The organism is Streptomyces sp. 8N114 (genome assembly GCF_052245835.1).
Lineage (GTDB): Bacteria > Actinomycetota > Actinomycetes > Streptomycetales > Streptomycetaceae > Streptomyces.
In genome coordinates, this window is sequence record NZ_JBQQBT010000006.1 from 161731 (window position 1) to 187645 (window position 25915).

The following is a 25915-nucleotide window of genomic DNA, read 5'->3' on the forward strand; positions in this document are numbered from 1 at the left end:
CGATCGTTGCGTTGGCGCGAGACGACCGCTCAGGCGCACACCGGGACACACCGGCGCGCACAGAGTCACAAAAAGTCACGCACCGTCGTGAGCCGCGTACGCCGGGCGTGCATCATGCGTCACATGTGCCTCACTCACCTCTTACGTCACCGGCGTGCGCCTCGCGAGTGACCGAATCGCACGTCCGACCCCCCTCGAATTTCAGCCAACTTGCTACCTCTTTGCAGTCCTTGCAGCCCGCTTCCCCAACCCCCCTGCCACCAGGGGCGAAAGGAGCGCCGCGCGGGTGTGCACCCTACGTTGATGGGGCAGAGAGGGCATGCGTACTTCCCTGAAGCGCCGTTGAGTGAAACGCTTCGTGATCGAATGCTTCACGCCAAGTTGCCATGTCGACATAGCGCCGGATGCCGAACTTGCACCGCCCACCTCATCCGACGCAGTAGATTCGATCTTGGCTTTCGCTGCGGGGGAGAGCGGGGGAGATGTGCATGGACCGAGAGGAACACAACGATTGAGGGGGGCTTAGTTCCAATGAGCCAGGACTCCACGAACGGCCCAGTCGAGACCCGCAAGCTGGCCGCGCGCCGCCGGCGCGAGATCGTGGCGGTGTTGCTCTTCAGCGGTGGTCCCATCTTCGAGAGTTCCATCCCGCTCTCCGTCTTCGGAATCGACCGCCAGGACGCCGGAGTTCCGCGCTACAGGCTGTTGGTCTGCGCGGGCGAGGACGGGCCGCTGCGCACCACCGGCGGGCTCCAGTTGAGCGCGCCGTTCGGGCTGGAGGCGATCTCCCGCGCGGGCACCGTCGTCGTGCCTGCCTGGCGCTCCATCACCCAGCCACCACCACAGGCCGCACTGGACGCGCTGCGCCGCGCGCACGAGGAGGGAGCCCGTGTCATAGGGCTGTGCACCGGCGCCTTCGTCCTCGCGGCGGCCGGGCTGCTCGATGGCCGCCCGGCGACCACCCACTGGATGTACGCGCCGACGCTCGCCAAGCGCTACCCGGCCGTCCACGTCGATCCGCGCGAACTGTTCGTGGACGACGGCGACATCCTCACCTCGGCCGGTACGGCTGCGGGCATAGACCTGTGCCTGCACGTCGTACGCACCGATCACGGTGCCGAGGCGGCCGGAGCGCTTGCCCGCCGCCTGGTCGTGCCGCCGCGCCGCGGCAACGGCCAGGAGACCGGGGGGCACCCACGCCACCTGGACCGCTCCTTACCAGAGGAGATCGGCGCCGATCCGCTCGCCGAGGTCGTCGCCTGGGCGCTGGAACACCTCCACGAGCAGTTCGACGTGGAGACGCTCGCCGCGCGCGCGTAGCATGAGCCGTCGCACCTTCGACCGGCGCTTCCGGTCTCTTACTGGGAGCGCTCCACTGCAGTGGCTCATCACCCAGCGCGTGCTCCAGGCGCAGCGCCTGCTGGAGACGTCGGACTACTCCGTGGACGAGGTGGCGGGCCGCTGCGGCTTCCGCTCGCCCGTCGCGCTGCGCGGCCACTTCCGCCGCCAGCTCGGCGCTTCCCCGGCCGCCTACCGGGCCGCGTACCGTGCGCGCCGGCCGGACGGGGAGCAGGGCCACGAGGGGCCCGGCGGGGCGGGCGCCACCGGCGCTGTCACCGGCCCCGGGGGCGGCGGCTCGGGACCGGACGGCTCGCTGCGGCTGCCGCACCAGTCCCAGCCGGGTCACCCTGGCCAGCCGGGCCACCCGGGACCGACCGGACAAACCGGGCACCCGGGACAAACCGGGCACCCGGGGCACTCCGGAGGCGGCCTCCCGGGGCACCCCGGAAGCGGCCATGAGCCCGGGCCTTCGGCGTACGGCACCAGGCAGGAGACCCGACACGAGTCCCGACACGAGACCCGACAGGAGCTGAGGGAGCACAGAAACGCCCAGCAGAACCGCTCCGAGCGCCTTGAACAGGGCAAACCGGAGTCGGACGCGTTCGCGCCGCGAGTGCCGGGGCAGCGCGGCCGGGGAGCGGGCTGAGCGGGCCGCGTCACGTAGTGTGAAGAACATGAACGATCGCATGGTGTGGATCGACTGCGAGATGACCGGCCTCTCGCTGTCCGATGACGCGCTCATCGAGGTGGCCGCGCTGGTGACCGACTCGGAGCTGAACGTACTCGGCGACGGCGTGGACATCGTGATCCGCCCGCCCGCACACGCCCTGGAGGCGATGCCGGAGGTGGTGCGCCAGATGCACACCACCTCCGGTCTGCTGGAGGAGCTGGACGCGGGCACGACCCTGGCCGATGCCGAGGCCCGCGTCCTGGCGTACGTACGCGAGTGGGTCCCGGAGGCCGGCAAGGCGCCGTTGTGCGGCAACTCCATCAGCACCGACCGCGGTTTCCTCGCCCGGGACATGCCCGCGCTGGACAGTCATCTGCACTACCGCATCGTGGACGTCTCCTCGGTCAAGGAGCTGGCGCGCCGCTGGTACCCGCGCGCCTACTACAACAGCCCGGAGAAGAGCGGCAACCACCGGGCGCTGGCCGACATCCGCGAGTCCATCGCCGAGTTGCGCTACTACCGCGAGGCGGTGTTCGTGCCGCAGCCCGGGCCCGACTCGGAAACGGCGAAGAAGATCGCAGCCCGGCACGTGCTGCCCCCGGCGGACTGACCCGGGGGCGGCCGGGCCCGGCACCCGTAAACCAGGGCGCGAGCACGGCTCCGGACCCTGTACACTCGTAGCGGCCGGTCAGGGAAGATCTTCTCTCCCCCGCCGGACGTGGTGGTCGTAGCTCAGTTGGTAGAGCACCTGGTTGTGGTCCAGGATGTCGCGGGTTCAAGTCCCGTCGATCACCCTTCACTCAGAGGCCCTGTGGTTGGCGGAGACGCGAACCACAGGGCCTCTTCGGTGTGGGTACGGGCCGCTGGCCCTCCGGGCCGAATCGCATGCGGCGAGGGGGCGTTCACGCTCGTCGCAGGAAACCCGGATATGAAGCCCGGGCATGAAAAACACCGCGTTCCCGGCCTCCCAGCCGGGAGACGGGAACGCAGTGCTGACGGGCAGGCAGAGCTAGACGTCTGCCACGGGGAAGCGCTCGGCTCAGTCCAGCACCTGCGGGCCGAAGACGAAGAAGACCGAGTCGGCGATGTTGGTGTCGTCGTCGGAGATGTTGACCTTCTTGTCCTCCTTGTGGACCGATTCGTGCACCCAGTTGTTCTGGTGGCCGGTCGGCCAGGCGGCGGCCGAGCCCGCGGCGGCGCCGGCCAGGCCCAAGACGGCGAAGCCGACAGCGACGGAACGCGCGAGCATACGCATGCGCATGTGAACCTCCAAGGGTTGGTTGGACGAGCACCACGATGACGGGCGAAGTGTCACTTTTTGGTACAACACGACAACGGCGTCGTGAATGAACCCGGACGGCGCACCTGCTCTCTCATTCGAACTAATATTCGGTACGTGAGTGAGTGGCGCGACCGTGCGGGACCGTGGGCGCGGGCCCGGATGCCGGACGGACAGGAGCTGGACGTGATCGTCACCGGCCGCTCCCGTACGCCCGACGGCCACTGGTGGTACGAGTGCGAGGCGATCCTGCCGAGCCGCTACGAACACCCCGACGGGCGCGCCGAACCCAAGAGCGCGCCGACCGCGATCAGCGTCGCGGCCGAGAACATCACCCCCATCCCCGGCGAGAGCTACCACGCGGTGCCGACAGTCGGCGCCGTGGCCGGACGGCAGTGGGTGGCCGTCCGGGTGCGGGGGGTCGGCGAGACGGGCCCGTGGTGGTGCGTACACCGCCGGGACTGCTGGCAGGCCCGCGACGGCTGGCTCACCCGGCGAATCACAGCCCGGGAAGCGGTGGAGCTGCTGGCGCGGACCGAGGAGGCACGGGTGTGCGACGTCTGCCGCCCGGACCGGGTGCTGGGCCGGCCCGGCCGCTGACGGGAGAGGCCGGACGCTGCCGCCAGCTGTGCGGGCGCGGGTGACGGGAGGGGCGGCGTCATACGAGGCGTACGCCGTGCTTGGCGAGGTAGCGGACCGGGTTGATGTCCGTGCCGTAGCCGCGCTGGGCCCGCACCTCGAAGTGGAGGTGCGGGCCGGTCGAGCGGCCCGTGTTCCCGGAGCGGCCGAGCAAGGTACCGGCGCGCACCCTGCTGCCGACGGTGACGAAGATCCGGGACAGATGGGCGAAGAGGGTGTACTTGCCGTCGGTCATCCGTACCGTCACGGCGTTGCCGTAGGCACCGGCCCACCCCGCGTGGACGACGGTCCCCGGACCGACGGACCGCACCGGGGTGCCCTCGGGTACGGCCAGATCGATCCCGGTGTGGTAGCCCGCCGCCCAGCCGCCCGGGACGCCGTACGGCTGCGAGACGCGGACCCGCGAGAGCGCCAGCGGTCGCACCCACGTCCTTCCTGCCCCACCCCCCGCCTCCCCCGCGCTCTCCCCCGCCGACCCGCCCGGCCAGGGGGACGAGAGGGAAGGGCTGACGGGTGTGACGGTCTTGGGGATCGAGGGCTCCGGCAAGGAATCTGCCTGGGCGGGGGTCGGGGCGGGGAGGGCGAGGAGGGCGGCGGTCAGGGTGATGCCGGCCAGGGGACGGGCACGGCGCTGTGCTGTGCCCGTCCGCGGGTTGCTGCTGGTCCCGGTAGATGCCATGTCTGCGATACAACGGCCGATGGCAGGTCCTCCGCACCCGGCGCGCGGTTCAAGGGACGAAGTGATCCCCCGTCAGGACGAATCGCGAGAGACCAGTTCGGTGGGCAGTATGCGGTGCCGGCTGTCGCCCTCTCCCCGCACCGGGCCGGAACCGGCCGGGCCGGCGGCAGCGCCCGGCGTCCACTTGCCCAGCAGTTCCAGCAGCACCCGGGCCATCTCCCGCCCCATGGCGGTGATCGGCTGCCGGACCGTGGTCAGCGGCGGATCCATATGGCGGGCCACGACCGAGTCGTCGAACCCGACGAGCGCGACGTCGTCCGGCACCGAGCGGCCCGCCTCGCGCAGCACCCGCCGGGCACCGGCGGCCATCACGTCCGAGGCGCAGAAGACGGCGTCGAGTCCGGGCGTACGGTCCAGCAGCTGCCGCATCGCACGGTTCCCGCCCTCCTCGGTGAAGTCGCCGCACGCCAGCAGGGCCTCGTCCAGGGGCCGGTCCGCCTCGCGCAGCGCCTCGCGGTAGCCCTCGACGCGGCAGCGGGCGGCGTACACGTCCTCGGGCCCGGTGACCGTCGCGATCGTCTCGCGACCGCGTGCCAGCAGATGGCCGACGGCGGAACGCGCGCCGCCGGTGTTGTCGCAGTCGACGTACGGCACCGGTTCGGCGGCGCGGCGCCTGCCGCCCAGCACTGCGGGGATGTCGGACCTGGCCAGCAGGTCCGGCAGGGTGTGGTCGGCGTGTACGGAGACCAGCAGCACTCCGTCGATACGGTGCGCTGCCGCGTACTGCGCGAAGCGGTCCCGGTCCTCCTGGCCGTGCAGCAGCGTCAGGAGCAACTGCATGTCGGCGTCGGCAAGCTCGGCACCGATGCCCTGCACGATGGCGGGGAAGTACGGCTCGGTGAAGAACCGGGACTCCGGTTCGGGCACCACCAGCGCGACGGTGTCCGCGCTGCCCGCCGCCAGCGCGCGGGCCACCCGGTTGGGGACGTATCCCAGCTCGGCGACGGCGTCCTCGACGGCGGCGCGGGTGCGGTCGCTGACGCGGGGCGAGCCGTTGATGACGCGGGAGACGGTGCCGCGGCCCACCCCCGCGCGGCGTGCGACCTCCTCCAGGGTCGGCCCGGTCTGTACTGCTCTGCGGACCCGCCCGCCGCGCACTGCTGCCATGGTGCCCTCCCCGTGCTGCGGGCCCGGGCCCCATGGAGCCCGGGCGAGGGGGCTATTCAACTACAACCGGCCCCGGCGCAAGGAGAGATGAAGGAGGAAGAGGGAGCAGGAAGAGGGAGAAGAAGGGGAAGCGCAAGCAGGAGTGCGGGGCGCGACGGGAGTGTGGGGGGTGGGTTCCGTCGCGCCCCGCGTGTGGGGGGTGGCTGGGGGGTGGTTCGGGTCAGCCGGCGAACGCCTTGCTGAAGTCGTAGGGCTGCTGGTCGATGCTGGAGCAGGTCGGGTCCGCCTGGTCCTTGGGCCCGCCGGGGCAGGGCTTGTCGCGGGTGCCGGACCACATGGAGAGCCAGCCGATGCCGTGCTCGTCGGCGAACGCGCGGACCTGCTTGGCGTCCTCCGGCTTGAAGACCTCGACGTTGACATCGTTGACGCCGATCATCGGGGTGATGGCCAGCGCCTTCCAGGCTGCGGCGTCGTCGAGGCCGAGCGCTGTCGCGATCTGCTTGTGGGACGCGGTGGCGGCCTTGGTGGCGTACTCGCCCATGTCCCCGTCGTAGGAGGGGCCGTAGTCCATCGCCATGATGTTGACGGCCGAGACCTTCACCCCGTTCTCCTTGGCGTTCTTCAGCAGGGCGACGCCGGGCTCGGTGAGGCCCTCGGGCATCACCGGCAGGGTGTAGGAGACGTCCAGGTCCGAGTGGCTCTTCTGGAGCGATGCGATGGCCTTGGCACGCCGCTCGTTGGCCTCGGTGTCGGGCAGCGCCGCGCCCTCGATGTCCAGGTCGATCTTCTTCAGGTCGAAGGCGTCGATGACCTTTCCGTACGCCTTGGCCAGTTCCTCCGCCGAGTCGCAGGCCAGGCCGAGCTCGGAGCCGTTGGCGCCGCCGAAGGAGACCCGTACGTCACCGCCCTTGGCCCGCAGGTCGGGTATCTGCTTGGCGACCGGGTTGTCCTTCAGTTCCTGGCTGCCGCCCCACTTGGGCTCGCATCCGCCGCCACTGGTGACGAAGGCGAGGTTGTACTCCTTCACACCGGTCTTCCCGGCGCTCTCCACCAGGTCGTAGGAGGGCTGCAGCGAGGTGTCGACGTACGGCGCGAAGGGTGTGCCGCCGGCTTCCGGGGCCGCCGCCGACTCCTCGCCCGCCGTCGCGTTGCCCGCGAGCAGAAAACCGCCACCGGTCACGAGGGCCGCCGCGGCAGCGCCCATGGCGGCCTTGGCGGTGCGGCGGGGATGGCGGCGGTGGCCTGCTGAATTCGTCATCGCGTTGCTGCCTCGTTCTGTGGGGGTGGGGACGAGGCAGCACATTACTGACGGTGAATCGGGCAAACGCCGTGTTGCGGACTTCGGCCGGTGTCCTTAGGGCGCTCTTAAGGCAGCGGAAAGGGCCTGCTTAAGGCGCGGCCCCCGGCATCGTGTTCGGGACGACGGGGGTGGTGGCGTGGGGGCGGGGGCGTTGGGCGGGGCCGCCCCGTTACTCCGTTCGCCGCACACCCGTGCCACCCGGAGGAGTGGTGATGCGGCGGTGGTCGGAAAGTCACAACGACGAGGCACGGGCACTGTGCCTGGATAGTGCCCAAGTTGTCTGTCTCCTGGAGGAAGAACACATGCTTCGTCAGCTGACCTCGGTCGCCCTCGCCGCCACCTTCGTTCTGGGCGGTGCCTCCGCTGCCGCCGCCGACGCCGGCGCCAAGGGCAGTGCCGCCAAGTCGCCGGGTGTACTCAGCGGCAACGTCGTCCAGGTGCCCATTCACCTGCCGATCCAGGTGTGCGGCAACACCGTGAACATCGTCGGCCTGCTGAACCCGGCCATCGGCAACAAGTGCAAGGCTAAGTAAGCGGTAGCGCACCGCTTCTGCGCCGCTGGGTCCGGCCCGTTCCACGGGCCGGGCCCGGCGGCGTTTTCCGTGCCTGCATCCCGGTCCCGCCCGGCCCTTGGCAGCTGAAACGGTGTCAGGAGAGCAGCCCCAGTGTGGGATCGCCGGTGTAGGCGCGGGCGAGCGTGAGCGAGTCCTCGTAGATCCGGTACGAGGTGATCCGGCCGTCCGCGACCGTGAACCGCATGACGAACTCGTCCTCCAGCACCTCGGCCGAGGGGCGGAACCGATAGGTGAAACGGCCGTTGACGAAGACCGCGCCCGCCGACGCGTGGGTGTGCAGGATGTCGAACGCCAGCGGTTGGGTCGCCTCGAACAGCGGGCCGAAGTACCCGTACCGCAGGGTCTCCCGGCCATGGTGCGTGCCCGCCCACGGCACGATCTCCGAGTCGCCCGGAACGCTCCAGGCCGCCTCCTCGGCCACCAGCTCCAGCAGCCGGTCCACATCGCGGTCGGCGAAGGCGGCGAGGTAGGCGTTGACGGTGGGGTCGGTTGTGGGGCCCTCGACGGTGGCATCGCTGGTCATGGACTCCGGCTCTCCTTCCGACGGCTACGGTGACGGCACCCCCAACTCTCACCCCCACCCACCGCCCTCACCCGACGGCACACAGCCCCACCCACCACACACCACCCACCCACCACACCACTCCCGGCCCGGGCAGCCGCCGGCAGCAGATCCGCGGGGTCGGAATCGGTCTCAGCCCACGCGTGGGGCCCGCCGTCCCCTGCGCCCCCGGCGGCCGGTGGCCGGACGGCGGGCGGCGCTGTTCCGTAGCGCGAGCCACACCCGCACCTCCGTACCGCCGAGCACCGAGCGCCCCAGCCGTACGTCGCCACCGGTGGACTCCGCGACACGGCGCACGATGTCCAGGCCCAGCCCCGTCGAGCCGGGACCACCGGCGCCGTGGCCACGGCGCAGCGCCGCCCGGGGGTCGGCGATGCCGGGTCCCGCGTCGGAGACCAGCACGATGACGGCCTCGCTGCCGGGTCCGCCGCTGTGCAGGTCGACGGAGAAGGCGGTGCCCTCGGGGGTGTGCCGGAAGACGTTGCCGAGCAACGCGTCGACGGCGGCGGCGAGTTCGCCCCGGGCGACCGGGACCCGCACCGGCCGCTCCACCCCGGCGACCCGCGCCTCCCGCCCCTCGTCCTCGGCCAGCGCCGACCAGAAGGCCATCCGCTCCCGGATCACCTCGGCCGCGTCGGAGGCGGCGGAGTGCGCCGCGCCCGGCGACTGGGCGCGCTGCTCGCGGACCGCGCTGATGATCCTGTCCACCTCGCCCTCCAACTGCGCGACGGCGGCCCGGGTCTGGTCGGCGGCGTCCCCCTCTCCCAGCGAGGCCGCGTTGAGCCGCAGCACGGTCAGCGGCGTACGCAGCCGGTGCGAGAGGTCGGCGGCCAGCTCGCGCTCGTTGGCCAGCAGCTGGACGACCTGGTCGGCCATGGAGTTGAAGGCGACGGCGGCCGACCGCAGCTCGGTCGGCCCCTCCTCGGGCACCCGGACATCCAGTTCGCCCTCGCCCAGGTCGTGTGCCGCGCCCGCGAGCCGTTCGGCGGGCCGCACCATCCGGGTGCCGAGCCGGTCGGCGACCGCGACGGAGCCGATGATCAGCGCGATACCGACACCGGCGAGCACCATCCAGGAGGTGGCCACGCCGTGGGTGACCTCCTCGTCGGGTACGAACACCTCCACGACCGCGACCTTTCCGCCCGCCACGGCGGTGGGCCGCAGCAGCGCGTAGCCGCCGTCGACGGCGACCGTCGAGGCCCGCCCGAGCCGCTGTGCCGCGGCCAGCCGGTCGTACGGCGCGCGGGTGTGCCCGACGCGCAGTTCGCCGCGATTGCCTTCGTTGCCACCGGTGTTGCCCGAAGCCACCGTGCCATCCGGTACGTGGATCGCGATCCGGCCCTCGGCGCCGGCCTGGGTGATGGCGACGGCGCGCTGGAGTTCGCGGCGGTCGCGGGTGATGGCCAGGGCCGGGCCGACGGCGGACGCCTGCCGTTCGGCACCCGCGAAGGCGCGGTCGCGGGCGGTCTCCCTGACGACCAGTGCCAACGGTACGGCGAAGGCCACCACCACCATCACCGTCACGGCGAGGCAGACCTTCACCAGCGCCCACCTCACGCCGGACCGCCTCTCACGCCCGGTCCGCGCCTCACGCCGGACCGCCTCTCACACCGAGCCCCCTCTCATGCGGGGCCGCCCTCGCCCTGTGGCGGCTCCAGCTTGACGCCGACGCCGCGCAGGGTGTGCAGATAGCGGGGCCGGGCGGCCGTCTCCCCCAACTTCCGCCGCAGCCATGACAAATGCACGTCGATGGTCTGGTCGTCCCCGTAAGAGAGCTGCCACACCTCGGCCAGCAGCTCCTTGCGCGGTACGACGACGCCCGGTCGCCCCGCCAGGTAGGCGAGCAGGTCGAACTCCCGGCGGGTCAGATCGAGCACCACCCCGTCCAGCTGTGCCATCCGGCGCAGCGGGTCGACGACGAGCCCGCCCACCCGCAGCACACCGTCCCCGGCCTGCTCCCCGCTCCCGCCGCCGAACTCCCCTGTACGCGTACGGCGCAGCACCGCCGCCATCCGGGCCGACAGGTGCGCCACCGAGAACGGCTTGACCAGGTAGTCGTCCGCGCCCGCGTTGAGCAGCCGGACGATCTCGGCCTCGTCGTCCCGCGCGGTGGCGATGATCACTGGGACGTCCGTGATGCCGCGCAGCATCTTCAGCGCCTCCGCACCGTCCAGATCCGGCAGCCCGAGATCCAGGATGACCACGTCGAATCCCACCTGCGCGACCTCGCGCAGGGCTTCCAGCGCCGTACCCACGCTGCGGACCGTGTGGGCGGCCTCGGTCAGGTGCCGGATGAGGGCGGAGCGCACGAACTGGTCGTCCTCGACCACGAGCACACTTGCCATGGGCGGAACCGTACGACATCCCGACTGGCCCTAGGCTGACGGGGATGCAGCGCCTGAGACGACTTCCCGGTCACCGCTGGCTGAACGCCGGCGCGTGGACCCTGGCCACCGGCGCCGCCACCACGCTCTCCTGGTTCGGCGTGCACACAGCGCTGAACGACACCACCCACGACTCGCCCCGCGCGCTGCCCGTCTCGGGCGGTACCGGCCAGGCCGAGCCCCGCGCCTCCTCGACCCACCGGCCCAAGCCGCGCCCCTCCTCCCTCTCGCCCACCCCCTCGGACACTCCCACGCGGAAACCCTCGACCGGGACCACCGGCGGCACCGATGACGGCCCCGGCACGGTCGGGCCCGGTCCCGACGAGCACACGGGGCACATCGAGGGCGCGACCGTACGCGGCGGCAGAGCCGTCTTCGACCTCGGCGGCGACAGCGGGACGCTGGTGTCCGCAACGCCCGATTCGGGCTGGCAGATGAAGGTCTGGAACGCCCCCGGCTACATCCGGGTGACCTTCACCGACGGCACCGTCTCCTCGTCCGTCTTCTGCCGCTGGGACAACGCGGCACCACGCGTCGAGACGTACGACGAATAGCGGCCGGGCCGTCGGCGGGCCGGCGGCGCCTCGCTAGCCGAACGTCCCGTCTGGCGGCGCCGGGGAGGCGGTCGCCGTGGCGTCCGTGACGGGCCCGGCGCCGGCCGTGAACGCGTCCAGGGAGCGCCCCGCCTCCACCCGCCCGGGGTGCGGGTCACCCGCCGTACGCCGGGTCAGCTCGGCGACGGGCAGCTCCCCTTCGGCCGCCAGCAGCACACTGTTGCCGAACCTGCGGCCACGCAGCACCGCGGGGTCGGCGAGCACACAGCGCTCAGGGAAGACCGCCCCCGCAGTGGCGATCTGGGCCCGCAGATGGCGCAGCGGCGCACCGTCCGCGATGTTCGCCGCGTACCACCCGCCGGGCCGCAGCACCCGGCGTACCTCATGCAGGAACTCCACGCTGGTGAGGTGCGCCGGAGTACGGGCACCGCTGAAGACGTCGGCGATGACGAGATCCGCCCACCCCTCGGGCAGCCGCCCCAGCCCTTCGCGTGCGTCACCGCTCCGCACCCGGATGCGCCAGCCACGCTCCAACGGGAGGTGCTCACGCACCAGTCGGGTCAGCTCCTCGTCCACCTCGATCACCTGCTGTGTGGAGCGCGGCCGGGTGGCGGCGACGTACCGCGCCAGCGTCAGCGCCCCGCCGCCCAGGTGGACGACCTGCGCCGGGCGGCCCGGCGGCGCGAGGAGATCCACCAGGTGGCCGAGGCGGCGCTGGTACTCGAAGCCGAGACGGGTGGGATCGGCGAGGTCCACGTGCGACTGCGGGGCTTCGTCCAGCAGCAGCGACCAGGCGTGCGGCCGGTCGGGATCCGGCACCAACGAGGCGGTACCGCCGCCGACTTGGGCGACGACGGCCTCCTTGTCGCGCTCCCTGCCGCGCTGCTTGTCGCGACGCTTGCCACCCCGTGCCATATGCCCATTGTCCGGCACTCTTCCCCGGTAACCCACACGAGCGGTTCTTCCGGCCGGCGCCGCGCGTCTGCCGGACCGATTCCCCCATGTCCGGTACGGTCCGGCCGTTTTCTTCCGGGTTCCGTGCAGACAATACGGAAACTGCTGAATTCTTGCTTTCGCTGTTGTCTGCCATTGATTCTCTTTTTTGTCGCCCCGGAATCGGGCGATCGGCTCTGTCGGCCGTGCGACTGAGGAAAAGAGAAAACGGAATGAAAGTTCGGAATTCCCTGGCGGCGTTGGGCATGAGCGCGGTGCTCGCGCTCGGGGTCGGCGGGGCGGTGGCTCCCGCGGCCCACGCGGTCACACCCACCACCACGGCAGCCGGTGTGGCGGCAAACGCCGACTATTCGGCCAAGGACCTCAAGAGCGGCGGCAAGCAAAGCGGTAAGGCGTCACCGGCGGGAGAGGCGGGAGAGGAGGAACCGCCGGCGCGTTCGTCGCTGCGCTGCTGGAGCCCCTATCTTTCGGGGCGGGTCTTCGCGGTTTCCTGTTCCGGCCGGGCATTCCGGGTCTTCGTGGACTGCTCGAACCGGGTCCGGTACGTCACGCCCGTACTGTCCGGCAGCAAGCGCGTGACCCTGGTGTGCCCGGCGGGCACCCGGGCGCTGCGCGGCGGCGCGTTCGGCCGCTGACGCGCTGCTGAGCGGATCGCCGAGGCGACCCGTCGAGGCGACTCGTAGGTTGGGCTGCCGAGCGTCCTTGCAGGCCGGGCGCTGGGCAGCCCTTCGGCGTTTCTGCTACACCCGGCCGGCGGCGGCGATGGTGCGGGCCGCCTCGCCGAGCGCGGCGCGGAGTTCTGCGGGCTCGGTGGCGTGCGCGTAGGCACCCTCGGGCGGCACCAGCCATCCGGTGCCGGCCACCGGCGGCTCACTCGACGCGCTGCGGGCACCGGGGCCGTACGTCTGTGTACAGGCGCTGCCGGGCAGGTCCCAGCAGTCCGCGGTGCCGGGCGGGACGAGGAAGCCGAGGGTGTCACCCGCGCGGTCGTGCAGCACAGGGCCGACGCCGTCGCGGAGCCGGAGGATGTCCACGGCCTCGAGCCCGTGCCGCGCCGGCACGGTCACCAGATCACAGGGGCCGGGGACGCGCCCGGCCGGTGTGCCGTTGCCTACGCCAGTGTCCAACAACTCAGACCCCTCCTCGCGGTTGCTGTGCATCGTTCAACGGCTGTCCTTGTCAACGGCTACGGCGGCGAACCAGCGCATTGGATGGCACTTCATGGCAGAACCAGGGTGAGATATCCGGTTTGTAGTCAAACCCTGGGTGTTGCCGTCGTCACAGCCGGTACGTTTCCGCCATGGCGTCGTCACCCTCAACGTCACCAGCACCGCAGCACCGCCCCAACACGGCTTTCCGGGCACTGAGGGGGCATCTCTCTCCGGGAGAGTTCGCGGCGAACGTGCGCCGTTCGGCTCGCGAGATCGGCGAACAGGTCTCATGCGACGCGCGCTACATCGGCCGCGTCGAGTCCGGGGAGATCAGGTGCCCCAACTACGCCTACGAGCGGGTGTTTCTGCACATGTTTCCGGGCTACTCGCTCACGGACATGGGCTTCGCACCCCGGGAGTCCGTGCGTGGTCGTGCGGCGCGCACTCGTGGGGCGCGCGCCGGTGGGCAAGCGCCCCAGCAGACCACCACGCGCTGCGATGACCCGACGCACCCCCAACTGCCCCCGTTCACCGACCATCCCGACAGCCCCGGTCTCACCGAATTCCCCAACTGTCCCGAGTACGACGAGGAGAGCGACGTGCTACGTCGCGCTTTCATGACGGGCGGTCCCGCCGCCCTTGCCGCCGCCTCGTTCGGCGGTACCGCGCCCAGCGCCTGGGCCGCCCGCCCGGTGCCGCCGGCGTCCGCTGCCCGCGCGCACGTGGGCGACGCGGAGGCCAGTGCTGTCGAGAACGCCGTACGCCGGATCCGGCTGCTCGACGACCGGCACGGCGGGGCGGGGCTCTACCGCCAGGCCACCGGCTCGCTGCGCGCCGCCTACGGCATGCTGGACGCCGGTACCCACCGCCGGTCGGTCACCGACAGACTGCACGCGGGTGCGGGCGAACTCGCCATTTCGGTGGGCTGGCTGGCCCACGACTCGGGCCGCTACAGCGACGCACGCTCGCACTACGCGGAGGCACTGGCCACCGCGCGGGTCGCCCAGGACCCGGCCCTGGAGGCGCACGCCTTCTGCAACACCGCCTTCCTCGCCCGGGACGCGGGCCGCCCCCACGAGGCAGTACGCGCCGCGCAGGCGGGCCAGCACGCTGCGAAGAATCTGGGCTCCAGCCATCTGCTGTCGCTGCTCGCGCTGCGCGAGGCCGGCGGCTGGGCGGGGCTCGGCGACCGGGCGGGCTGCCGACAGGCGCTGGCGCGGGCCCAACACCTCTTCGCGAAGGGGCCGTCCGACAACGACCCGGAGTGGATGAGCTTCTTCGGCGAGGCGGAACTGGAGGGCCTGGAAGCACAGTGCTGGTCGGCGCTGGGTATGTGGGACCGCGCCGCGGACCACGCGGAGCGGGCCGTACGGCTGCAGAACCCGCACTTCACCCGCAACCGGGCGCTGTTCACCGCGGAGCTCGCGAGTGACCTCGCGGCACAGGGCGAGGCCGCGCAGGCCGCCGCCGCGGGGTCGCGGGCGCTGGACTTCCTCGGGCCCGTCCAGTCGACCCGGATCAGCGCCATGCTGGGGGCCGCGGCGGAACGCTTGCGCGCCCGCCGGAGGGAGCCCGGGGTCGCTGCCTTCCTCAACCGCTACGCGGCGACGGCCTGACCCGGCAACCAGCCGCAGCCCTCGCGTTCGGCGCCCTCAGTCCAGATGCCCCGTGTCGTTCCAGCGCTCGACGGCGGGGTCGCCGTAGGCCCAGCCGAGGATGGAGAGCGAGGCCGGGTCCAGGCGGAGGCGGGCCGCGAAGGACGGGTCGTAGCCGAGCCAGCGGGCGCCCAGCACCCGCAGGATATGGCCATGGGCGAAGACCAGGACGTCGCGGTCGGCGGACCTCGCCCAGCGCACCACCTCGTCGGCGCGGGCACCGACCTCGGCCAGGCTCTCGCCGCCGGTCACGCCGTCCCGCCAGATGAACCAGTCGTCCCCGGCGCGCTCGCGGATCGCCTCCGGGGTGAGGCCCTCGTAGTCGCCGTAGTCCCACTCCACGAGCGCGTCCCACTGCTGGGCGCCCGCGTAGCCCGCCAGCTCGCAGGTCTCCCGGGCGCGGGAGAGCGGACTGGTGCGCACCTCGGCGCCGGGCAGCCCGTTCCACGGCGCGCGGTGCAGCCGCTCGCCCAGCAGCTTCGCCGCCCGGCGCCCCTCGTCGAGCAGCGGTACGTCCGTGCGGCCGGTGTGCTGCCCGGTCACCGACCACTCGGTCTGACCGTGCCGGACGAGAAGGATGCGCGCTGCCATGAGGGACCTCTCGGACGTGCTCTTGGTGCTCCGGTCTGTCCGGAAACCACCGCTCCATCTTCGCGCAGCTCGCGCGGATACGACCGGGCGGGGGCGCGTTGTCAGCAGAGGATGCGAGACTTCCGCGGGTACCGCACCCTCCCCTGAGGCCACAGCCGATGACTTGCTCCCCGCTACCGAAGCAGCCCCCGCCGCAGGGCACCGCACCGGCCACCGGGCCGGACGGCCGGCCGGCCACGGTGCAGCGGCTCGCCGAACTGCGCGGCGGGCCCGACGTACCGCAGCGCCCCCTCGACGCGCGGGCGCTGGCAGCGCTCGCCGCCAACCCCGGCTGCCGGCGCCGCGCGCTGCTGGACGGCGCGGGCGTCGACAAGGGCGCGGTGGCCCAGGCCCTGGGCTCGCCCGCGCCGTTCGGGCAGTCGCAGTTCGCGCTCGTCCGCGGCAACGTGTTCGAGGCGCGGGTGAAGGCGGACGGCGGCGAAGTGCTGCTCGCGCTGCTGTGCGAGCACACCGGCGCGGCCCGTCCGGATCCGGCCGAGGTCACCGTGCCGCAGCTGACCGCCGACGGCCCGGCAGGACGTGCCTACCGCACCCGGCAGGCGCTGGCCGATGCGGACGGCTGGACGCTGCTGGACCACCCGCTGCTGTCGCTGGAGGTGGCCGGATCGACGGCGTATCTGGAGCCGGATGCGCTGGCCGTCCACCCGGACGGCACCGTGACGATCATCGAGATCAAGTCCTTCCCGATCCTGGACGGTTCGGCCGACCCCGTGAAGGTCGGCGCCGCTGCCCGGCAGGCGGCGGTGTACGCGCTGGCGCTGGAGGGGCTGCGTACGGTGCGCGAGAGCGCGCTGCTGGTGTGCCCGAAGGACTTCTCCAACCTGCCTGCTGCCGGTCTGCTCCCGCTGCGCAAGCAGATCGCGGCGACCCGGCGTCAGCTGCGGCGGCTGACCCGGCTGGAGGAGATCGCCGCCAAGCTGCCCGAGGGCGTCCATTTCGCTCCGGACCAGGAGCCCGCGGCGCTGACCGCTGCGGTCGAGTCGGTGCCCGCCGCGTACGCGCCGGAGTGCCTGTCCACCTGTGAGCTGGCCTTCCACTGCCGCGACCGGGCCCGCGGCGCAGGCGACGTGGTGGCGCTGGGCCGCGCGGTGCGGGGCGAGCTGGGCGGGCTGGGGACGGTGGGGGACGTGCTCTCGGCGGCCTCCGGCGACCCGGAGAGCCCGGCCGCGCAGGACCCGGCAGCCGCGGTGCTGCGCCGGGCGGCGGCACTGCGCGCCGAGGCACTGGAGACCGCGTGCGTGCCCCGCGCTCGGGCGGCTGCGGAGATGCCGGGTGCCACGGCGCCGGGCACGGAGGCGCGCTGATGTCGCTGCTGAACGCGCTGGCGCGGATGGAGGCCGCCGCGTGCGGACACGCGCGACCGGTGGCGACCGTACGCCACCGGCAGCTGGCCGAACGCCCGCTCGTCCTCGTCCCGTTGACGACGGCCGGTGAGAACGGCGCACCGCTGGGAGTGATGCTGGGCACCGACCGGTCGGCACCCGAGGTGTTCACCGTGCCTCAGCCGCGCGACCGTGACCTGCGGTTCGCGTTCCTGGGGCGGCTGGCCGAGGCGATGCTGCCGCACCTGGAGTCCTGCCAGGACGAGGTGGAGCTGGTCGAGCGCAAGGAGACCGACCCGGAGACCGGAAAGCGCGTCACCGTCGAGGCAGAGCTGTGCGCCGATGCGCCGCAGGTGCTGGTGCCCACCGGGCCCGGCGTGGAGTTCGTACGGCTGCTGGGGCGCTCGATGCGGTTCCGGCGCACCGCGGAGGAGGACCCGGATGCGGAGCACCCGGTGCCGCCCCGGGTGCCGCTGCTGGGCCGCTGGCTGACGCACTACGGGGAGCGCGCCAGGGTGCCGGGCTCCTCGCTGCTGCTGTCGATGACGGGGCTGCTGTCCCGGCACTGGGCCACCGGGCAGAGCCAGCTGGAGGACCAGCACCTGGGCGCACTGCTGGCGTGGCTCGCGCCGCCGGACGGACTCAGCGGAGCCGAGGCGGCGCTCCGCGCCGAGCTGGGGCGGGACGAGCGCGGACAGCTCCTGATGCCACCGGCCGGGCCGACGACCGACCCGGCATTCGACAACGACCTGCTGGCCCCAGCCATCGCCCGGTACGACAAGGGAACGCCGGGAGCCGCGCAGGAGGTGCACGAGCTGGTGGCCTCCCAGCTGCGCCCCACCTGGGAGGCGATGTGGCAGGGCGTCGATCTGCTGCGCGCCCTGCCCGAGGCCGCGCATGTGCCCGACAGATGGCGACGCGACCGCCAGTCCTACACCCACCACCGGGACCGGCTGCGCGCCGCCGAGCCGCCCCAGCCGCGCCGGGACGACGCGGTGACGGCTGCCCGCAAGCTCGCCATGCGCGAGCAGCGGCAGGCGGAGCTGGACGCGCAGGAGGCGCTGGACGACCCGCTGGTGATGGCCGTACGGCGGCTGGCGGGCGAGGCGTTCCTGGCGGAGGTGCTGGAGGTGGAGATGGCGTACTCGGACGGCAAGCGGCCCTCGCCCCGCCCGCTGGTGACGGTGCACACCCAGGACGTACCGCTGCTGTCCGACGGGGACAAGCTGCACCGGCAGCTGCCCACGGGCGCACAGCAGCGGGCCGAGCTGGTGGAGATGGCGGGGCCGGGTGAGTACGTGCTGCGGCTGGTCAACGGGATGGGCCGGGGCAAGGAGCCCGCGGAGGGGACGGTGCCGGAGAAGGGCGACCTGGTGTGCTGGACGCTGTTCGAGCACGCGCCGCGGGGCGGGCCAGGACTGCCCGAGCCGGAGGAGACGCCCTGGACGCACGGCGGCCCGCCCGGTGAGCCGAGCGCGGAGCTGCCCGATCCGGTGACCTCGGAGGACGTGCTGTGACGACGATCGTGGAACCGGCAGAGCAGCCGGCCACCCCCGGCCAGGCCGCCGCCGCGGCCACCGAGGCGATCCTGGCCGACGCGCTGGACGGGGCGCACCGGGGCGTGGTGGTGGACTCGCCGCCCGGCGCGGGCAAGTCCACCCTCGTGGTGCGGGCGGCGCGCGAGCTGGCCGCCGCCGGGCATCCGCTGATGGTCATCGCGCAGACGAACGCGCAGGTGGACGACCTGGTGGACCGGCTGGCGACGGCCGATCCCGAGCTGCCGGTGGGGCGGCTGCACAGCAGCGAGCCCAAGCCGTACGACCCGATGCTGGAGCGGCACCCGTCGGTGCGGACCTCCGCGAAACCCGCCGACCTGGCGGGACTGGACATCGTCGTCTCCACTGCGGCCAAGTGGGCCTGGGTGACCCCGGAGGAGCCCTGGCGGCACGCGATCGTCGACGAGGCGTACCAGATGCGCTCGGACGCGCTGCTGGCCGTGGCCGGGCTGTTCGAGCGGGCGCTGTTCGTGGGTGACCCCGGCCAGCTCGACCCGTTCAGCCAGGTGGGGGTCCAGCAGTGGGCGGGTCAGGCGCACGACCCCTCGGCCAGCGCGGTCAGCACCCTGCTGGCGCACAACCCCGGACTGCCGCAGCACCGGCTGCCGGTCTCCTGGCGGCTGCCCGTGTCGGCGGCCGAGCTGGTGTCGGACGCGTTCTACCCCTACACCCCGTTCCGCAGCGGCACCGGACCGGGTGAGCGGCGGCTCGCCTTCACGGCGGCAGCCGACGGCTCGCCCGTCGACGCGGTGCTGGACGAGGCCGCCGACGCCGGGTGGGGCCTGCTGGAGCTGCCTGCGGCCCGTACGCCCCGTACGGACCCGGAGGCCGTCGCGGCAATCGCGCAGCTGGTGCACCGGATGCTGGAGCGGGAGGGGCGTACGCGCAGCGAGCGGGACGGCAGTGGCGGCGCGGACAACGGCCCGGGGACACCGCTGTCCGCCGACCGGATCGCGGTGGGCACGGCGCACCGCGACCAGGCGGCGGCGGTCCGCGCTGCGCTGGCCGACCTGGCCGGGCCCGAGGGCGCCGCGGCGCAGGTCACGGTCGACACCGCCAACCGGCTCCAGGGGCGGGAGTTCGACGTCACTGTCGTACTGCACCCGCTGTCCGGGCGGCCGGACGCGACCGAGTTCCATCTGGAGACCGGCCGGCTGTGCGTACTGGCGTCGCGGCACCGGCATGCGTGCGTGGTGGTGTGCCGGGCGGGCGTCGCCGAACTGCTGGACGACCATCCGGCGACCGAGCCCGTACAGCTCGGTGCCGTCTCGCCCGCGCCGGACGGCTGGGAGGCCCACCAGGCGGTGCTGTCCCACCTGGCACGGCACCGGGTGCTGCTGGGGTGAGCTCCTGCGGGCCGGTGCGGCGGGCGCTCCCTGCGGCGGGCTGAGCTCCTGCGGAGCGCTTGCTTCCGGCGGGCCGTGCGGGCGCGGGGGTGCGGAGCGCACAATGGGGGGCGGCCCACGATGTTGGAGGTATGTACACATGGCTGAGCCGCACTCGGCTCCGGACCCCTCGCGCTCCTCCGCCGGGGGGAGCGGTGCCGGTGGCCCGCACTACCGCCGCCCCGCGCCGCTGCTGTTCGAGCCGACCGAGGCGGCCCCCGACGACGAGCACTTCTTCGGCCTGGAGTCGCTCACCGACCCGAAAGAGCTGCTGGACCGCGCCACGGAACTGCTGCACGCGTTCCGCGCCGCCGCCGACCGGGCGCAGGAGTACCAGGCAGCGGCGGCAGCACAGCTCGCCGACCCCAAGAGCTTCGACAAGCTGCCGGACGCCGCGATCGCGGACCGCGGCGGCTGGACCGAGGAGTACGCCCGCAAGATGATCGAGTTCGGCCGGGATCTGCTGAAGGACCGGGTGCCGGGCACCCAGCCGCCGCCTCAGCACTGACAGTGCAGGTCGGGAGGGTGGCGTGCGGAATATCGATTTTCGCTTCACCGGATCGTGGTGTTATGGTCTACGACGTCAGCAGGCGCCGCTAGCTCAGTTGGTTAGAGCAGCTGACTCTTAATCAGCGGGTCCGGGGTTCGAGTCCCTGGCGGCGCACAGACAGCCGAAGGCCCCTCGCGGAAGCGAGGGGCCTTCGGCGTGTCCGGCCGGGCGCTACGTGGGGAGCGACGCCGCAGCCCCGGCGGCCCCCACCGTGGCGGGCGCCCCCAGGTGGTGCACCCGGGCCGGTGGCAGGTTGGACAGGATCAGCCGCTCCTCCAGCAGCCAGGGCTCGATGGCGTCCCGGACGGCGCGGCGGGCCGCGGTCCTGCCCGGGTCGGCGCCCTGGAGCGCCCGTCCGCCCGCGTAGCTGAAGAACGACAGTGTGCCGCCCGGGCGCAGCGCGCTCAGCAGGCGGGCGAAGACGGCCGTCACCGCCTCCGGTGTGAAGTTCGCGAACGGGAGACCGCACACGATCGTGTCGTACGCATGCTCTCCGAGCTCCTGCTCCTCGATGAGCCCCGGCAGCAGTCGGGTGCGGGGCGCGACGGGGGTCAGGGCCGGGTCGCTGCGCAGCGCGGTGCGGAGCCGGGCGACGAACTCGGGGCTGGACTCGACCAGGTCCAGTGCGTCGCCCGGACCCAGGCGGCGGGCCAGGTGCCGGGTGACGGCCCCGGTGCCGGGGCCTACCTCCAGTGCTGATCGCGGCTGGTCGGGACCGCCGGGGCTGACGTGCTGGGTGAGTGCTCGCGAGAGGGCCGGGCTGCTCGGGGCGATCGCTCCGGTGGTGCGGGTCGCTGTGAGGAAGGCGCGGGCGAAGGTGAGGGTGTCGCGTGTCATTGGCGGGGCTCCGTACCCAGCGCGGACGCATGCAAACTGCCGACGGATGGTGCGGGGGATGCGGGTGGTGACAGCGGCTCCGGCGGACGGCGGTTGTCGGGCCGGGCCGGCTGCCAGGCCCGCCGGCCCAGCAGTGCGAGCACCGCCGGGAGCAGGAGGGCTCGTACGAGCAGGACGTCCAGGGCTATCGCGAGGACCAGACCGATGCCGATCATCTTCAGAAAGGTGACGGAGGAGGCGGCGAAGCCGCCGACGACGACGGCCAGCAGGAGTCCGGCACCGGTGATCGTGCCCGCGGTGCGCTGGAGGGCCGTGGCGACAGCACTCTGTGTGTCCCCGGTGGCCTGCCACTGGTCGCGTACCCGGGAGAGCAGGAAGACCTGGTAGTCCATGGCCAGGCCGAAGGCGATGGCGACGATCAGCACCGGGAAGTTGGCGTCCACGGCGCCCACCGGGTCGAAGCCGAGCAGCCCCGCGCCGTAGCCGTGCTGGAAGATCAGGGTGATCGCACCGAAGGCGGCCATCAGGGAGAGGGCGCTGAGGGCGACCGTGACCAGCGAGAGGGCGACCGAGCGGAAGGCGAGGAAGAGCACCAGCGCGGAGACTGCGGCCACGAACAGGCCCATCCACCCGGCGCGCCCGCCGATCATGCCGACGATGTCCACCCGGGAGACCGGCATGCCGGTGAAGCGGGTCTCGGCGCCTTCGGGCGGGGAGACGGCGCGCAGGCCGTCGACCATGGCGGCGGCCTGGCGGGACATCGGGTCGGGGTCGTAGCGCAGGGTGAGGCGGGCCAGATCGCCGTGGGTGGCGGTGACGGCGGCGTGCTCGATGCCGCTCACGCGTGCGAGCCGGTCCGCGTAGGACGCTGTCCGCGACCGCGCGGTGCCGGTGTCCGCCGGACCGGGCAGGTCCACGACGGCCGCGACGGTCCTGGTGGGGTCGTTCCGGAAGTCGTCCTGTAGGGCCTGGCCGACCTGCCGCGCTTCGGCGTCGGAGGGCAGCACCCAGTCGGCGGGCCGCGCCCAGTTCACGTCCAGTGCCGGGGCCGCCGTCCCGAGCAGCGCCGCCGTCAGTACGACGGTGGTCAGCGCGGGGCGCCGCATCACCCGCCGGGCCGTCCGGTACCACCGTCCGCGCTGAGGCGCCCCGGAGCGCCGGCCGAGCCGCAGCCGTCCCGCGTCGATCCTGTGCCCGGCGAACCGCAGCAGTGCGGGCAGCAGGGTGAGCGAGCCGAGAACGGCGAAGACGACCACGGAGACGGCCGCGTATCCCATAGAACTCAGGAAGCGGGACGGAAAGAGGGCGAGCCCGGCGAAGGAGATGGCGACGGCGAGGCCGGAGAAGGCGACGGTGCGCCCGGCGGTCGCGGTGGTGCGGACGACGGCGTCTTCCACGTCGGCTCCGGCGGCAAGCTCTTCGCGGAACCGGCCGACCATGAAGAGGGCGTAGTCGATGGCGAGTCCGAGGCCCAGGATGGTGATCACGTTGATCACGGAGCTGGACAGTTGGGTGACCGCCGACAGGGCCCGCAGTACGACGAGTGAGCCGAGCGCGACCAGCGTGCCCACGGCGAGCGGCAGCGCGGCGGCGGTGACGCCGCCGAAGACGACGAGCAGCAACAGCAGCAGGACGGGCATCGAGAGCAGTTCGGCGCGTGCGATGTCGCTGCCGGTGTGCTCGTTGACCTGCTTGGTCATGGCGGCGGTACCGCCGAACCGGACGGTGATCCCGGCCTGTCCGGACGGCTTCCGGAAGCTGTCCTCGATCCGCTCCAGGGCCTTGACCTGCGCCTGGTCGTCGTCGGCCGTGAACCGTACGGCGACGTACGCGGAGTGCCGGTCGCGCGAGAGGAAGCGGGACGTCCGGTCCGGTTCCTTGCTCGTCCAGTACGAGTGCACCGCTTCGACGCCCTCACGGGGCACGTCGCGCAGCGCCGCACGGACAGGCCGGGCGAACGCCGCCTGGTCCGCGGTGTGTTCCTCGCTGGAGTACAGGACGACAAGGTCGGCGGAGTCCCGTCCCAGCGGCCCGGCCAGTGTGCGGTCCGCGCTGACGGATTCGCTGCCAGGGTCGTCGAAGCCGGCTCCGCCGGTCAGCGTGCCGAAGGTACCCGTTCCCCAGACTCCGCCCAGCAGCGTCAGCAGCAGGGCCGTGACGACGACCCACCAGCGCTGCCGCGCGGTGAACCGTCCCAGTGACGCGAGCATGCGCCCCCCAAGAAGAAATAGATAGTAGATAGTTCTACTCCCGATAGTTGGACTATCTATCATGGTTGGGGGATGGTGCAAGTGCCGTCCTGCAGAGCGGAAGGGGAGCCGATGCGCATCGCGGAGCTGAGCCGACTCAGCGGAGTGCCCGCACCGACGATCAAGTACTACGTACGGGAGTCGCTGCTGCCGCCCGGCGAGCGCACCAGCCGGAACCAGGCGCAGTACGACGAGCGGCACGTGACCAGGCTCCGCCTCATCCGCGCCCTGCTGGAGGTGGGCGGGCTCTCGGTCGCCGCCGTACGCGATGTCGTCGCCGCCCTCGACAGCCCCGAGACGGGCACTCACAAGGTGCTGGGGGCGGCCCAGCAGACCGTCACCGCCGTCCGGGTGGGCGGCAACCACGACGAGCCGGAGCACCAGGAGGCGGTCGCCGAGGTCCGCGCCCTGATCGAGCGCCAGGGCTGGAAGGTCTCCGAGCACAGCCCCGCGCTGACGGCCGCCGCCGAGGTACTGGGCGCGCTGCGGCGGCTGGGGCAGGACGACTTCGCGGACCGGCTGGACGCCTACGCGCGCGCGGCGGACGCCGTGGCCGGCACCGATCTGGAGATCGTCCGCGAGCGGCAGGGCGCCGACGCCATGGCCGAGGCGGTGATACTCGGCAACATCCTGGGCGACGCGCTGCTCGCTGCGCTCCGCCGCCTCGCGCAGGTCCACCGCTCCGCGGAGCTCTTCGAGTGAGCCCCGCCGAATGCGAGGGAGCCCCGCCGAGCTGGCACCTCACGGGGGTGGTCAGGTCCGGGTGAGCCGCAGTTCCCAGTCGCCCTCAACCGTGCGGCCCGTGACTTCCACACGGAGCGCATCGCGGGGGTCGGACCAGCTCTCGCCGACGCCGAGAGGTGCGTCGGCGAGCTGGCTGTGTACGGAGGTCTCGCGGCAGCGGGACGTCCCGGGGTGGCCGTCGATCACTTCGACGGGGCCCTGGGTGGAGGGCGTATCGCTGCTGACGCGGTAGATCAGCAGGCCCTGGGAGCACGAGTCGCGGTCGTTACCGGAGCGCTCGCGGACCTCCATGGCCAGAACCCGGTGCTCACCGGTACGGAGAACGAGGAGCCGGACTCCCTCCGGACCCTCGGCCGGGGAGGGGGCCGAGCGCCGCGCCCCGCGGCGGACCAGCGCCTGGTGCGCTGGGGCCGCAAGAGGGCGCAGGGTGTAGTGGGTCCGCGACGACTCCTCCCGGCTCCTCGGGCGGGCGGCGGACCCGGGTGCCGGTACGCAGGCCACGTTGGACCGGTACAGCCAGCCCAGCTTCCACTTCTGCCAGCCCAACGGCTCGGGTGCCAGTCCGAACTGGCTGCCCATCAGATCCCAGTCCCCCACCCTGGTGTCCCAGTCGGCCTTGCCGTCGGAGGGGCGCTGATAGAGGTCGGGCAGGTCGAAGAGGTGTCCGGTCTCGTGCGCGAGGACGTTGCGGTCGGGTGGACTCTGTTCGAACACGGTGACCATGCGGCTGAGATCGGTCCCGTCCGCACTCAGCGGTTCCTCGAGGTTGACGACTTTTGTGGCGTCGGGATCCACGCCGGGAGCATCCGGGTCCGCGACGAGGTAGACCACGTCGTAGCGGCTGAAGTCCACCTTCGGGTCGGCGGCGGCCACGGCGTCCCGCAGATAGGAATTGCGCAGGTCAGAGTCCCAGTCCCGCTGTATGCCGTAGTCCGTGGCGGGCCGGGGGAGCTGGATCCAGCGGTCGACCGGACGCGGCCGCAACCGGAACTTTCCGTAACTCGCCCGCTCGAAAAAGTCGGACGTCGCAGGGAAATGGTCGTTCACAAGCTCGCGAGGGGTGGCCATGGGGGTCGCATCGGGGAAAGAGAGAAAGAGAAGGGCGGCATCGAGCGTCCCCTCGGGGCGCGGATAGGAGGCGTTCCAGGTGTCCAAACCCAGCGAGTGGTGCGCGTCGGTGCGCGGCAGAGCGCACCTCATGTCCGCCGCAACGGAATGCACGGGGCCGGCCACGAGACCGACGCCCATGAAGGCGATCAGCGCCATGACGACCGCCCCCACCCGGTGCCGGGTACGAGGGCCCAGGGGATTCGCGCCGCACCCGAGGCGGCGCGGGGCCACTCCGTCGGGTACAGACGCACGCGCCACGCGAAGACCTCACCGGAAGAGGACTGATGGACCCTCCCCAGGCTCGCGCCGTATGTCCGGCTATGCCCCGTTTCGATAGACCGGACGAGTCAACCGCAGTATGACTACTCTTCGTAACTGTCGGTCGTTAGTGGTCAGGGCGCTCTCAGCACCGGTGCAGAAACGGTCACCCACGCGCCCATGCCCGCCCCTCGGCCGCATGAGCGACCGGCAACCGCAGCGGAGACACTGGCTCCGCTCGTGCGTCAGCCTCTATGATCGGCACATTTCCAGCGCGGATCCTCCCCTGGGCGGCCTACGGGCAGCCGGCCGACCGATCCGCACGAGACGAGCCCCCCGCGGA

Annotated in this window: 24 protein-coding genes, 2 tRNA genes and 1 pseudogene; 14 read left to right on the plus strand and 13 right to left on the minus strand. The window is 72.4% G+C overall.

Annotation, left to right across the window (positions count from 1 at the left end; all coding sequences use genetic code 11):
- Positions 1 to 531: 531 nt before the first annotated feature.
- The 3 genes and pseudogenes from ACTWQF_RS15615 to ACTWQF_RS15625 form a co-directional block, all read left to right on the plus strand.
- Positions 532 to 1561 (plus strand): annotated as a pseudogene (locus ACTWQF_RS15615) (helix-turn-helix domain-containing protein); the annotation flags it as partial.
- Positions 1562 to 2015: 454 nt separating this feature from the next.
- Complete coding sequence (gene orn, locus ACTWQF_RS15620) at positions 2016 to 2621, plus strand: oligoribonuclease (protein ID WP_443279986.1); 606 nt, start codon at positions 2016 to 2018, stop codon at positions 2619 to 2621.
- A 111-nt stretch (positions 2622 to 2732) separates the two neighbouring features.
- Positions 2733 to 2805, plus strand: a tRNA-His gene (locus ACTWQF_RS15625).
- A gap of 245 nt (positions 2806 to 3050) precedes the next feature.
- Here ACTWQF_RS15625 and ACTWQF_RS15630 read toward each other — a convergent pair.
- A complete protein-coding gene (locus ACTWQF_RS15630; protein WP_443279987.1) occupies positions 3051 to 3272 on the minus strand; it encodes a hypothetical protein in 222 nt (73 codons plus the stop codon).
- A 135-nt stretch (positions 3273 to 3407) separates the two neighbouring features.
- Between ACTWQF_RS15630 and ACTWQF_RS15635 the strand changes: the two genes are divergently transcribed.
- Positions 3408 to 3890 (plus strand): DUF6233 domain-containing protein, encoded by a 483-nt coding sequence (locus tag ACTWQF_RS15635; RefSeq protein ID WP_443279988.1) that lies wholly within the window; start codon positions 3408 to 3410, stop codon positions 3888 to 3890.
- A gap of 58 nt (positions 3891 to 3948) precedes the next feature.
- Here ACTWQF_RS15635 and ACTWQF_RS15640 read toward each other — a convergent pair whose 3' ends face one another.
- The 3 genes from ACTWQF_RS15640 to ACTWQF_RS15650 all read right to left on the minus strand — a co-directional run bounded on the left by ACTWQF_RS15640 (position 3949) and on the right by ACTWQF_RS15650 (position 7033).
- Positions 3949 to 4608: a M23 family metallopeptidase gene (locus tag ACTWQF_RS15640; RefSeq protein ID WP_443279989.1), complete on the minus strand. Its 660-nt coding sequence runs from the start codon at positions 4606 to 4608 to the stop codon at positions 3949 to 3951.
- Positions 4609 to 4680: 72 nt separating this feature from the next.
- A complete protein-coding gene (locus ACTWQF_RS15645; protein ID WP_443279990.1) occupies positions 4681 to 5775 on the minus strand; it encodes a LacI family DNA-binding transcriptional regulator in 1095 nt (364 codons plus the stop codon).
- A gap of 220 nt (positions 5776 to 5995) precedes the next feature.
- Entirely contained in the window at positions 5996 to 7033 is a 1038-nt protein-coding gene (locus ACTWQF_RS15650; protein WP_443279991.1) for a chitinase, read from the minus strand.
- 344 nt (positions 7034 to 7377) lie between these two features.
- Here ACTWQF_RS15650 and ACTWQF_RS15655 point away from each other — a divergent pair, with 344 nt between their 5' ends.
- Positions 7378 to 7608: a chaplin gene (locus ACTWQF_RS15655; RefSeq protein WP_443279992.1), complete on the plus strand. Its 231-nt coding sequence runs from the start codon at positions 7378 to 7380 to the stop codon at positions 7606 to 7608.
- Positions 7609 to 7723: 115 nt separating this feature from the next.
- Here ACTWQF_RS15655 and ACTWQF_RS15660 read toward each other — a convergent pair whose 3' ends face one another.
- The 3 genes from ACTWQF_RS15660 to ACTWQF_RS15670 form a co-directional block, all read right to left on the minus strand.
- A complete protein-coding gene (locus ACTWQF_RS15660; protein WP_443279993.1) occupies positions 7724 to 8173 on the minus strand; it encodes a nuclear transport factor 2 family protein in 450 nt (149 codons plus the stop codon).
- Between the two features lie 171 nt (positions 8174 to 8344).
- On the minus strand, positions 8345 to 9769 hold the full coding sequence (locus ACTWQF_RS15665; RefSeq protein ID WP_443279994.1) for a sensor histidine kinase: 1425 nt from the start codon (positions 9767 to 9769) through the stop codon (positions 8345 to 8347).
- Between the two features lie 65 nt (positions 9770 to 9834).
- Entirely contained in the window at positions 9835 to 10557 is a 723-nt protein-coding gene (locus ACTWQF_RS15670; protein ID WP_443279995.1) for a response regulator transcription factor, read from the minus strand.
- A 44-nt stretch (positions 10558 to 10601) separates the two neighbouring features.
- On the opposite strand from ACTWQF_RS15670, the gene ACTWQF_RS15675 reads away from it, so the two are divergent.
- Positions 10602 to 11150, plus strand: coding sequence for a hypothetical protein (locus ACTWQF_RS15675; protein WP_443279996.1), 549 nt, complete (start codon positions 10602 to 10604; stop codon positions 11148 to 11150).
- A 33-nt stretch (positions 11151 to 11183) separates the two neighbouring features.
- Here the strand turns inward: ACTWQF_RS15675 and ACTWQF_RS15680 are convergent, their stop codons facing one another.
- A complete protein-coding gene (locus ACTWQF_RS15680; RefSeq protein WP_443279997.1) occupies positions 11184 to 12065 on the minus strand; it encodes a spermidine synthase in 882 nt (293 codons plus the stop codon).
- Positions 12066 to 12151: 86 nt separating this feature from the next.
- Here ACTWQF_RS15680 and ACTWQF_RS15685 point away from each other — a divergent pair, with 86 nt between their 5' ends.
- On the plus strand, positions 12152 to 12739 hold the full coding sequence (locus tag ACTWQF_RS15685) for a hypothetical protein (protein WP_443279998.1): 588 nt from the start codon (positions 12152 to 12154) through the stop codon (positions 12737 to 12739).
- A 105-nt stretch (positions 12740 to 12844) separates the two neighbouring features.
- Here ACTWQF_RS15685 and ACTWQF_RS15690 read toward each other — a convergent pair whose 3' ends face one another.
- Positions 12845 to 13264 carry a hypothetical protein gene (locus tag ACTWQF_RS15690; RefSeq protein WP_443279999.1) on the minus strand — a complete coding sequence of 140 codons (420 nt, stop codon included), beginning with the start codon at positions 13262 to 13264 and terminating at the stop codon, positions 12845 to 12847.
- Between the two features lie 140 nt (positions 13265 to 13404).
- Between ACTWQF_RS15690 and ACTWQF_RS15695 the strand changes: the two genes are divergently transcribed.
- Positions 13405 to 14871: a tetratricopeptide repeat protein gene (locus tag ACTWQF_RS15695; protein WP_443280000.1), complete on the plus strand. Its 1467-nt coding sequence runs from the start codon at positions 13405 to 13407 to the stop codon at positions 14869 to 14871.
- 36 nt (positions 14872 to 14907) lie between these two features.
- On the opposite strand, the gene ACTWQF_RS15700 is transcribed toward ACTWQF_RS15695, so the two are convergent.
- Positions 14908 to 15501: a histidine phosphatase family protein gene (locus tag ACTWQF_RS15700; RefSeq protein WP_443280001.1), complete on the minus strand. Its 594-nt coding sequence runs from the start codon at positions 15499 to 15501 to the stop codon at positions 14908 to 14910.
- 158 nt (positions 15502 to 15659) lie between these two features.
- Between ACTWQF_RS15700 and ACTWQF_RS15705 the strand changes: the two genes are divergently transcribed.
- The 5 genes from ACTWQF_RS15705 (at position 15660) to ACTWQF_RS15725 (ending at position 20488) form a co-directional block, all read left to right on the plus strand.
- Entirely contained in the window at positions 15660 to 16865 is a 1206-nt protein-coding gene (locus ACTWQF_RS15705) for a nuclease-related domain-containing protein (RefSeq protein WP_443280002.1), read from the plus strand.
- Positions 16865 to 18400 (plus strand): hypothetical protein, encoded by a 1536-nt coding sequence (locus ACTWQF_RS15710; protein ID WP_443280003.1) that lies wholly within the window; start codon positions 16865 to 16867, stop codon positions 18398 to 18400. Before ACTWQF_RS15705 ends, ACTWQF_RS15710 begins: the two co-directional genes overlap by 1 nt.
- Positions 18397 to 19785: an AAA family ATPase gene (locus tag ACTWQF_RS15715; protein WP_443280004.1), complete on the plus strand. Its 1389-nt coding sequence runs from the start codon at positions 18397 to 18399 to the stop codon at positions 19783 to 19785. Before ACTWQF_RS15710 ends, ACTWQF_RS15715 begins: the two co-directional genes overlap by 4 nt.
- Positions 19786 to 19924: 139 nt before the next feature.
- Complete coding sequence (locus ACTWQF_RS15720) at positions 19925 to 20332, plus strand: hypothetical protein (RefSeq protein ID WP_443280005.1); 408 nt, start codon at positions 19925 to 19927, stop codon at positions 20330 to 20332.
- 82 nt (positions 20333 to 20414) lie between these two features.
- Positions 20415 to 20488, plus strand: a tRNA-Lys gene (locus ACTWQF_RS15725).
- Between the two features lie 57 nt (positions 20489 to 20545).
- On the opposite strand, the gene ACTWQF_RS15730 is transcribed toward ACTWQF_RS15725, so the two are convergent.
- Both ACTWQF_RS15730 and ACTWQF_RS15735 read right to left on the minus strand, forming a co-directional pair.
- A complete protein-coding gene (locus tag ACTWQF_RS15730; RefSeq protein WP_443280006.1) occupies positions 20546 to 21211 on the minus strand; it encodes a class I SAM-dependent methyltransferase in 666 nt (221 codons plus the stop codon).
- Positions 21208 to 23421, minus strand: a complete 2214-nt coding sequence (locus ACTWQF_RS15735) for an MMPL family transporter (RefSeq protein ID WP_443280007.1) — start codon at positions 23419 to 23421, stop codon at positions 21208 to 21210. The genes ACTWQF_RS15730 and ACTWQF_RS15735 overlap by 4 nt, the downstream gene beginning before the upstream one ends.
- A gap of 111 nt (positions 23422 to 23532) precedes the next feature.
- Between ACTWQF_RS15735 and ACTWQF_RS15740 the strand changes: the two genes are divergently transcribed.
- Complete coding sequence (locus tag ACTWQF_RS15740) at positions 23533 to 24162, plus strand: MerR family transcriptional regulator (protein WP_443280008.1); 630 nt, start codon at positions 23533 to 23535, stop codon at positions 24160 to 24162.
- 51 nt (positions 24163 to 24213) lie between these two features.
- On the opposite strand, the gene ACTWQF_RS15745 is transcribed toward ACTWQF_RS15740, so the two are convergent.
- The gene (locus ACTWQF_RS15745) at positions 24214 to 25485 is read right to left on the minus strand and encodes a M6 family metalloprotease domain-containing protein (RefSeq protein WP_443280009.1); all 1272 of its coding nucleotides are present in this window, start codon (positions 25483 to 25485) and stop codon (positions 24214 to 24216) included.
- Positions 25486 to 25915 lie beyond the last annotated feature (430 nt).

What these genes read in the sequence shown, in the direction of transcription:
- orn (WP_443279986.1), top strand. Translation starts at nt 2,016, where the DNA reads ATGAACGATCGCATGGTGTGGATCGACTGCGAGATGACCGGCCTCTCG.
- ACTWQF_RS15630 (WP_443279987.1), bottom strand. Translation starts at nt 3,272, where the DNA reads ATGCGCATGCGTATGCTCGCGCGTTCCGTCGCTGTCGGCTTCGCCGTC.
- ACTWQF_RS15640 (WP_443279989.1), bottom strand. Translation starts at nt 4,608, where the DNA reads ATGGCATCTACCGGGACCAGCAGCAACCCGCGGACGGGCACAGCACAG.
- ACTWQF_RS15645 (WP_443279990.1), bottom strand. Translation starts at nt 5,775, where the DNA reads ATGGCAGCAGTGCGCGGCGGGCGGGTCCGCAGAGCAGTACAGACCGGG.
- ACTWQF_RS15650 (WP_443279991.1), bottom strand. Translation starts at nt 7,033, where the DNA reads ATGACGAATTCAGCAGGCCACCGCCGCCATCCCCGCCGCACCGCCAAG.
- ACTWQF_RS15655 (WP_443279992.1), top strand. Translation starts at nt 7,378, where the DNA reads ATGCTTCGTCAGCTGACCTCGGTCGCCCTCGCCGCCACCTTCGTTCTG.
- ACTWQF_RS15660 (WP_443279993.1), bottom strand. Translation starts at nt 8,173, where the DNA reads ATGACCAGCGATGCCACCGTCGAGGGCCCCACAACCGACCCCACCGTC.
- ACTWQF_RS15670 (WP_443279995.1), bottom strand. Translation starts at nt 10,557, where the DNA reads ATGGCAAGTGTGCTCGTGGTCGAGGACGACCAGTTCGTGCGCTCCGCC.
- ACTWQF_RS15675 (WP_443279996.1), top strand. Translation starts at nt 10,602, where the DNA reads ATGCAGCGCCTGAGACGACTTCCCGGTCACCGCTGGCTGAACGCCGGC.
- ACTWQF_RS15680 (WP_443279997.1), bottom strand. Translation starts at nt 12,065, where the DNA reads ATGGCACGGGGTGGCAAGCGTCGCGACAAGCAGCGCGGCAGGGAGCGC.
- ACTWQF_RS15685 (WP_443279998.1), top strand. Translation starts at nt 12,152, where the DNA reads ATGTCCGGTACGGTCCGGCCGTTTTCTTCCGGGTTCCGTGCAGACAAT.
- ACTWQF_RS15690 (WP_443279999.1), bottom strand. Translation starts at nt 13,264, where the DNA reads ATGCACAGCAACCGCGAGGAGGGGTCTGAGTTGTTGGACACTGGCGTA.
- ACTWQF_RS15695 (WP_443280000.1), top strand. Translation starts at nt 13,405, where the DNA reads ATGGCGTCGTCACCCTCAACGTCACCAGCACCGCAGCACCGCCCCAAC.
- ACTWQF_RS15700 (WP_443280001.1), bottom strand. Translation starts at nt 15,501, where the DNA reads ATGGCAGCGCGCATCCTTCTCGTCCGGCACGGTCAGACCGAGTGGTCG.
- ACTWQF_RS15705 (WP_443280002.1), top strand. Translation starts at nt 15,660, where the DNA reads ATGACTTGCTCCCCGCTACCGAAGCAGCCCCCGCCGCAGGGCACCGCA.
- ACTWQF_RS15710 (WP_443280003.1), top strand. Translation starts at nt 16,865, where the DNA reads ATGTCGCTGCTGAACGCGCTGGCGCGGATGGAGGCCGCCGCGTGCGGA.
- ACTWQF_RS15720 (WP_443280005.1), top strand. Translation starts at nt 19,925, where the DNA reads ATGGCTGAGCCGCACTCGGCTCCGGACCCCTCGCGCTCCTCCGCCGGG.
- ACTWQF_RS15730 (WP_443280006.1), bottom strand. Translation starts at nt 21,211, where the DNA reads ATGACACGCGACACCCTCACCTTCGCCCGCGCCTTCCTCACAGCGACC.
- ACTWQF_RS15735 (WP_443280007.1), bottom strand. Translation starts at nt 23,421, where the DNA reads ATGCTCGCGTCACTGGGACGGTTCACCGCGCGGCAGCGCTGGTGGGTC.
- ACTWQF_RS15740 (WP_443280008.1), top strand. Translation starts at nt 23,533, where the DNA reads ATGCGCATCGCGGAGCTGAGCCGACTCAGCGGAGTGCCCGCACCGACG.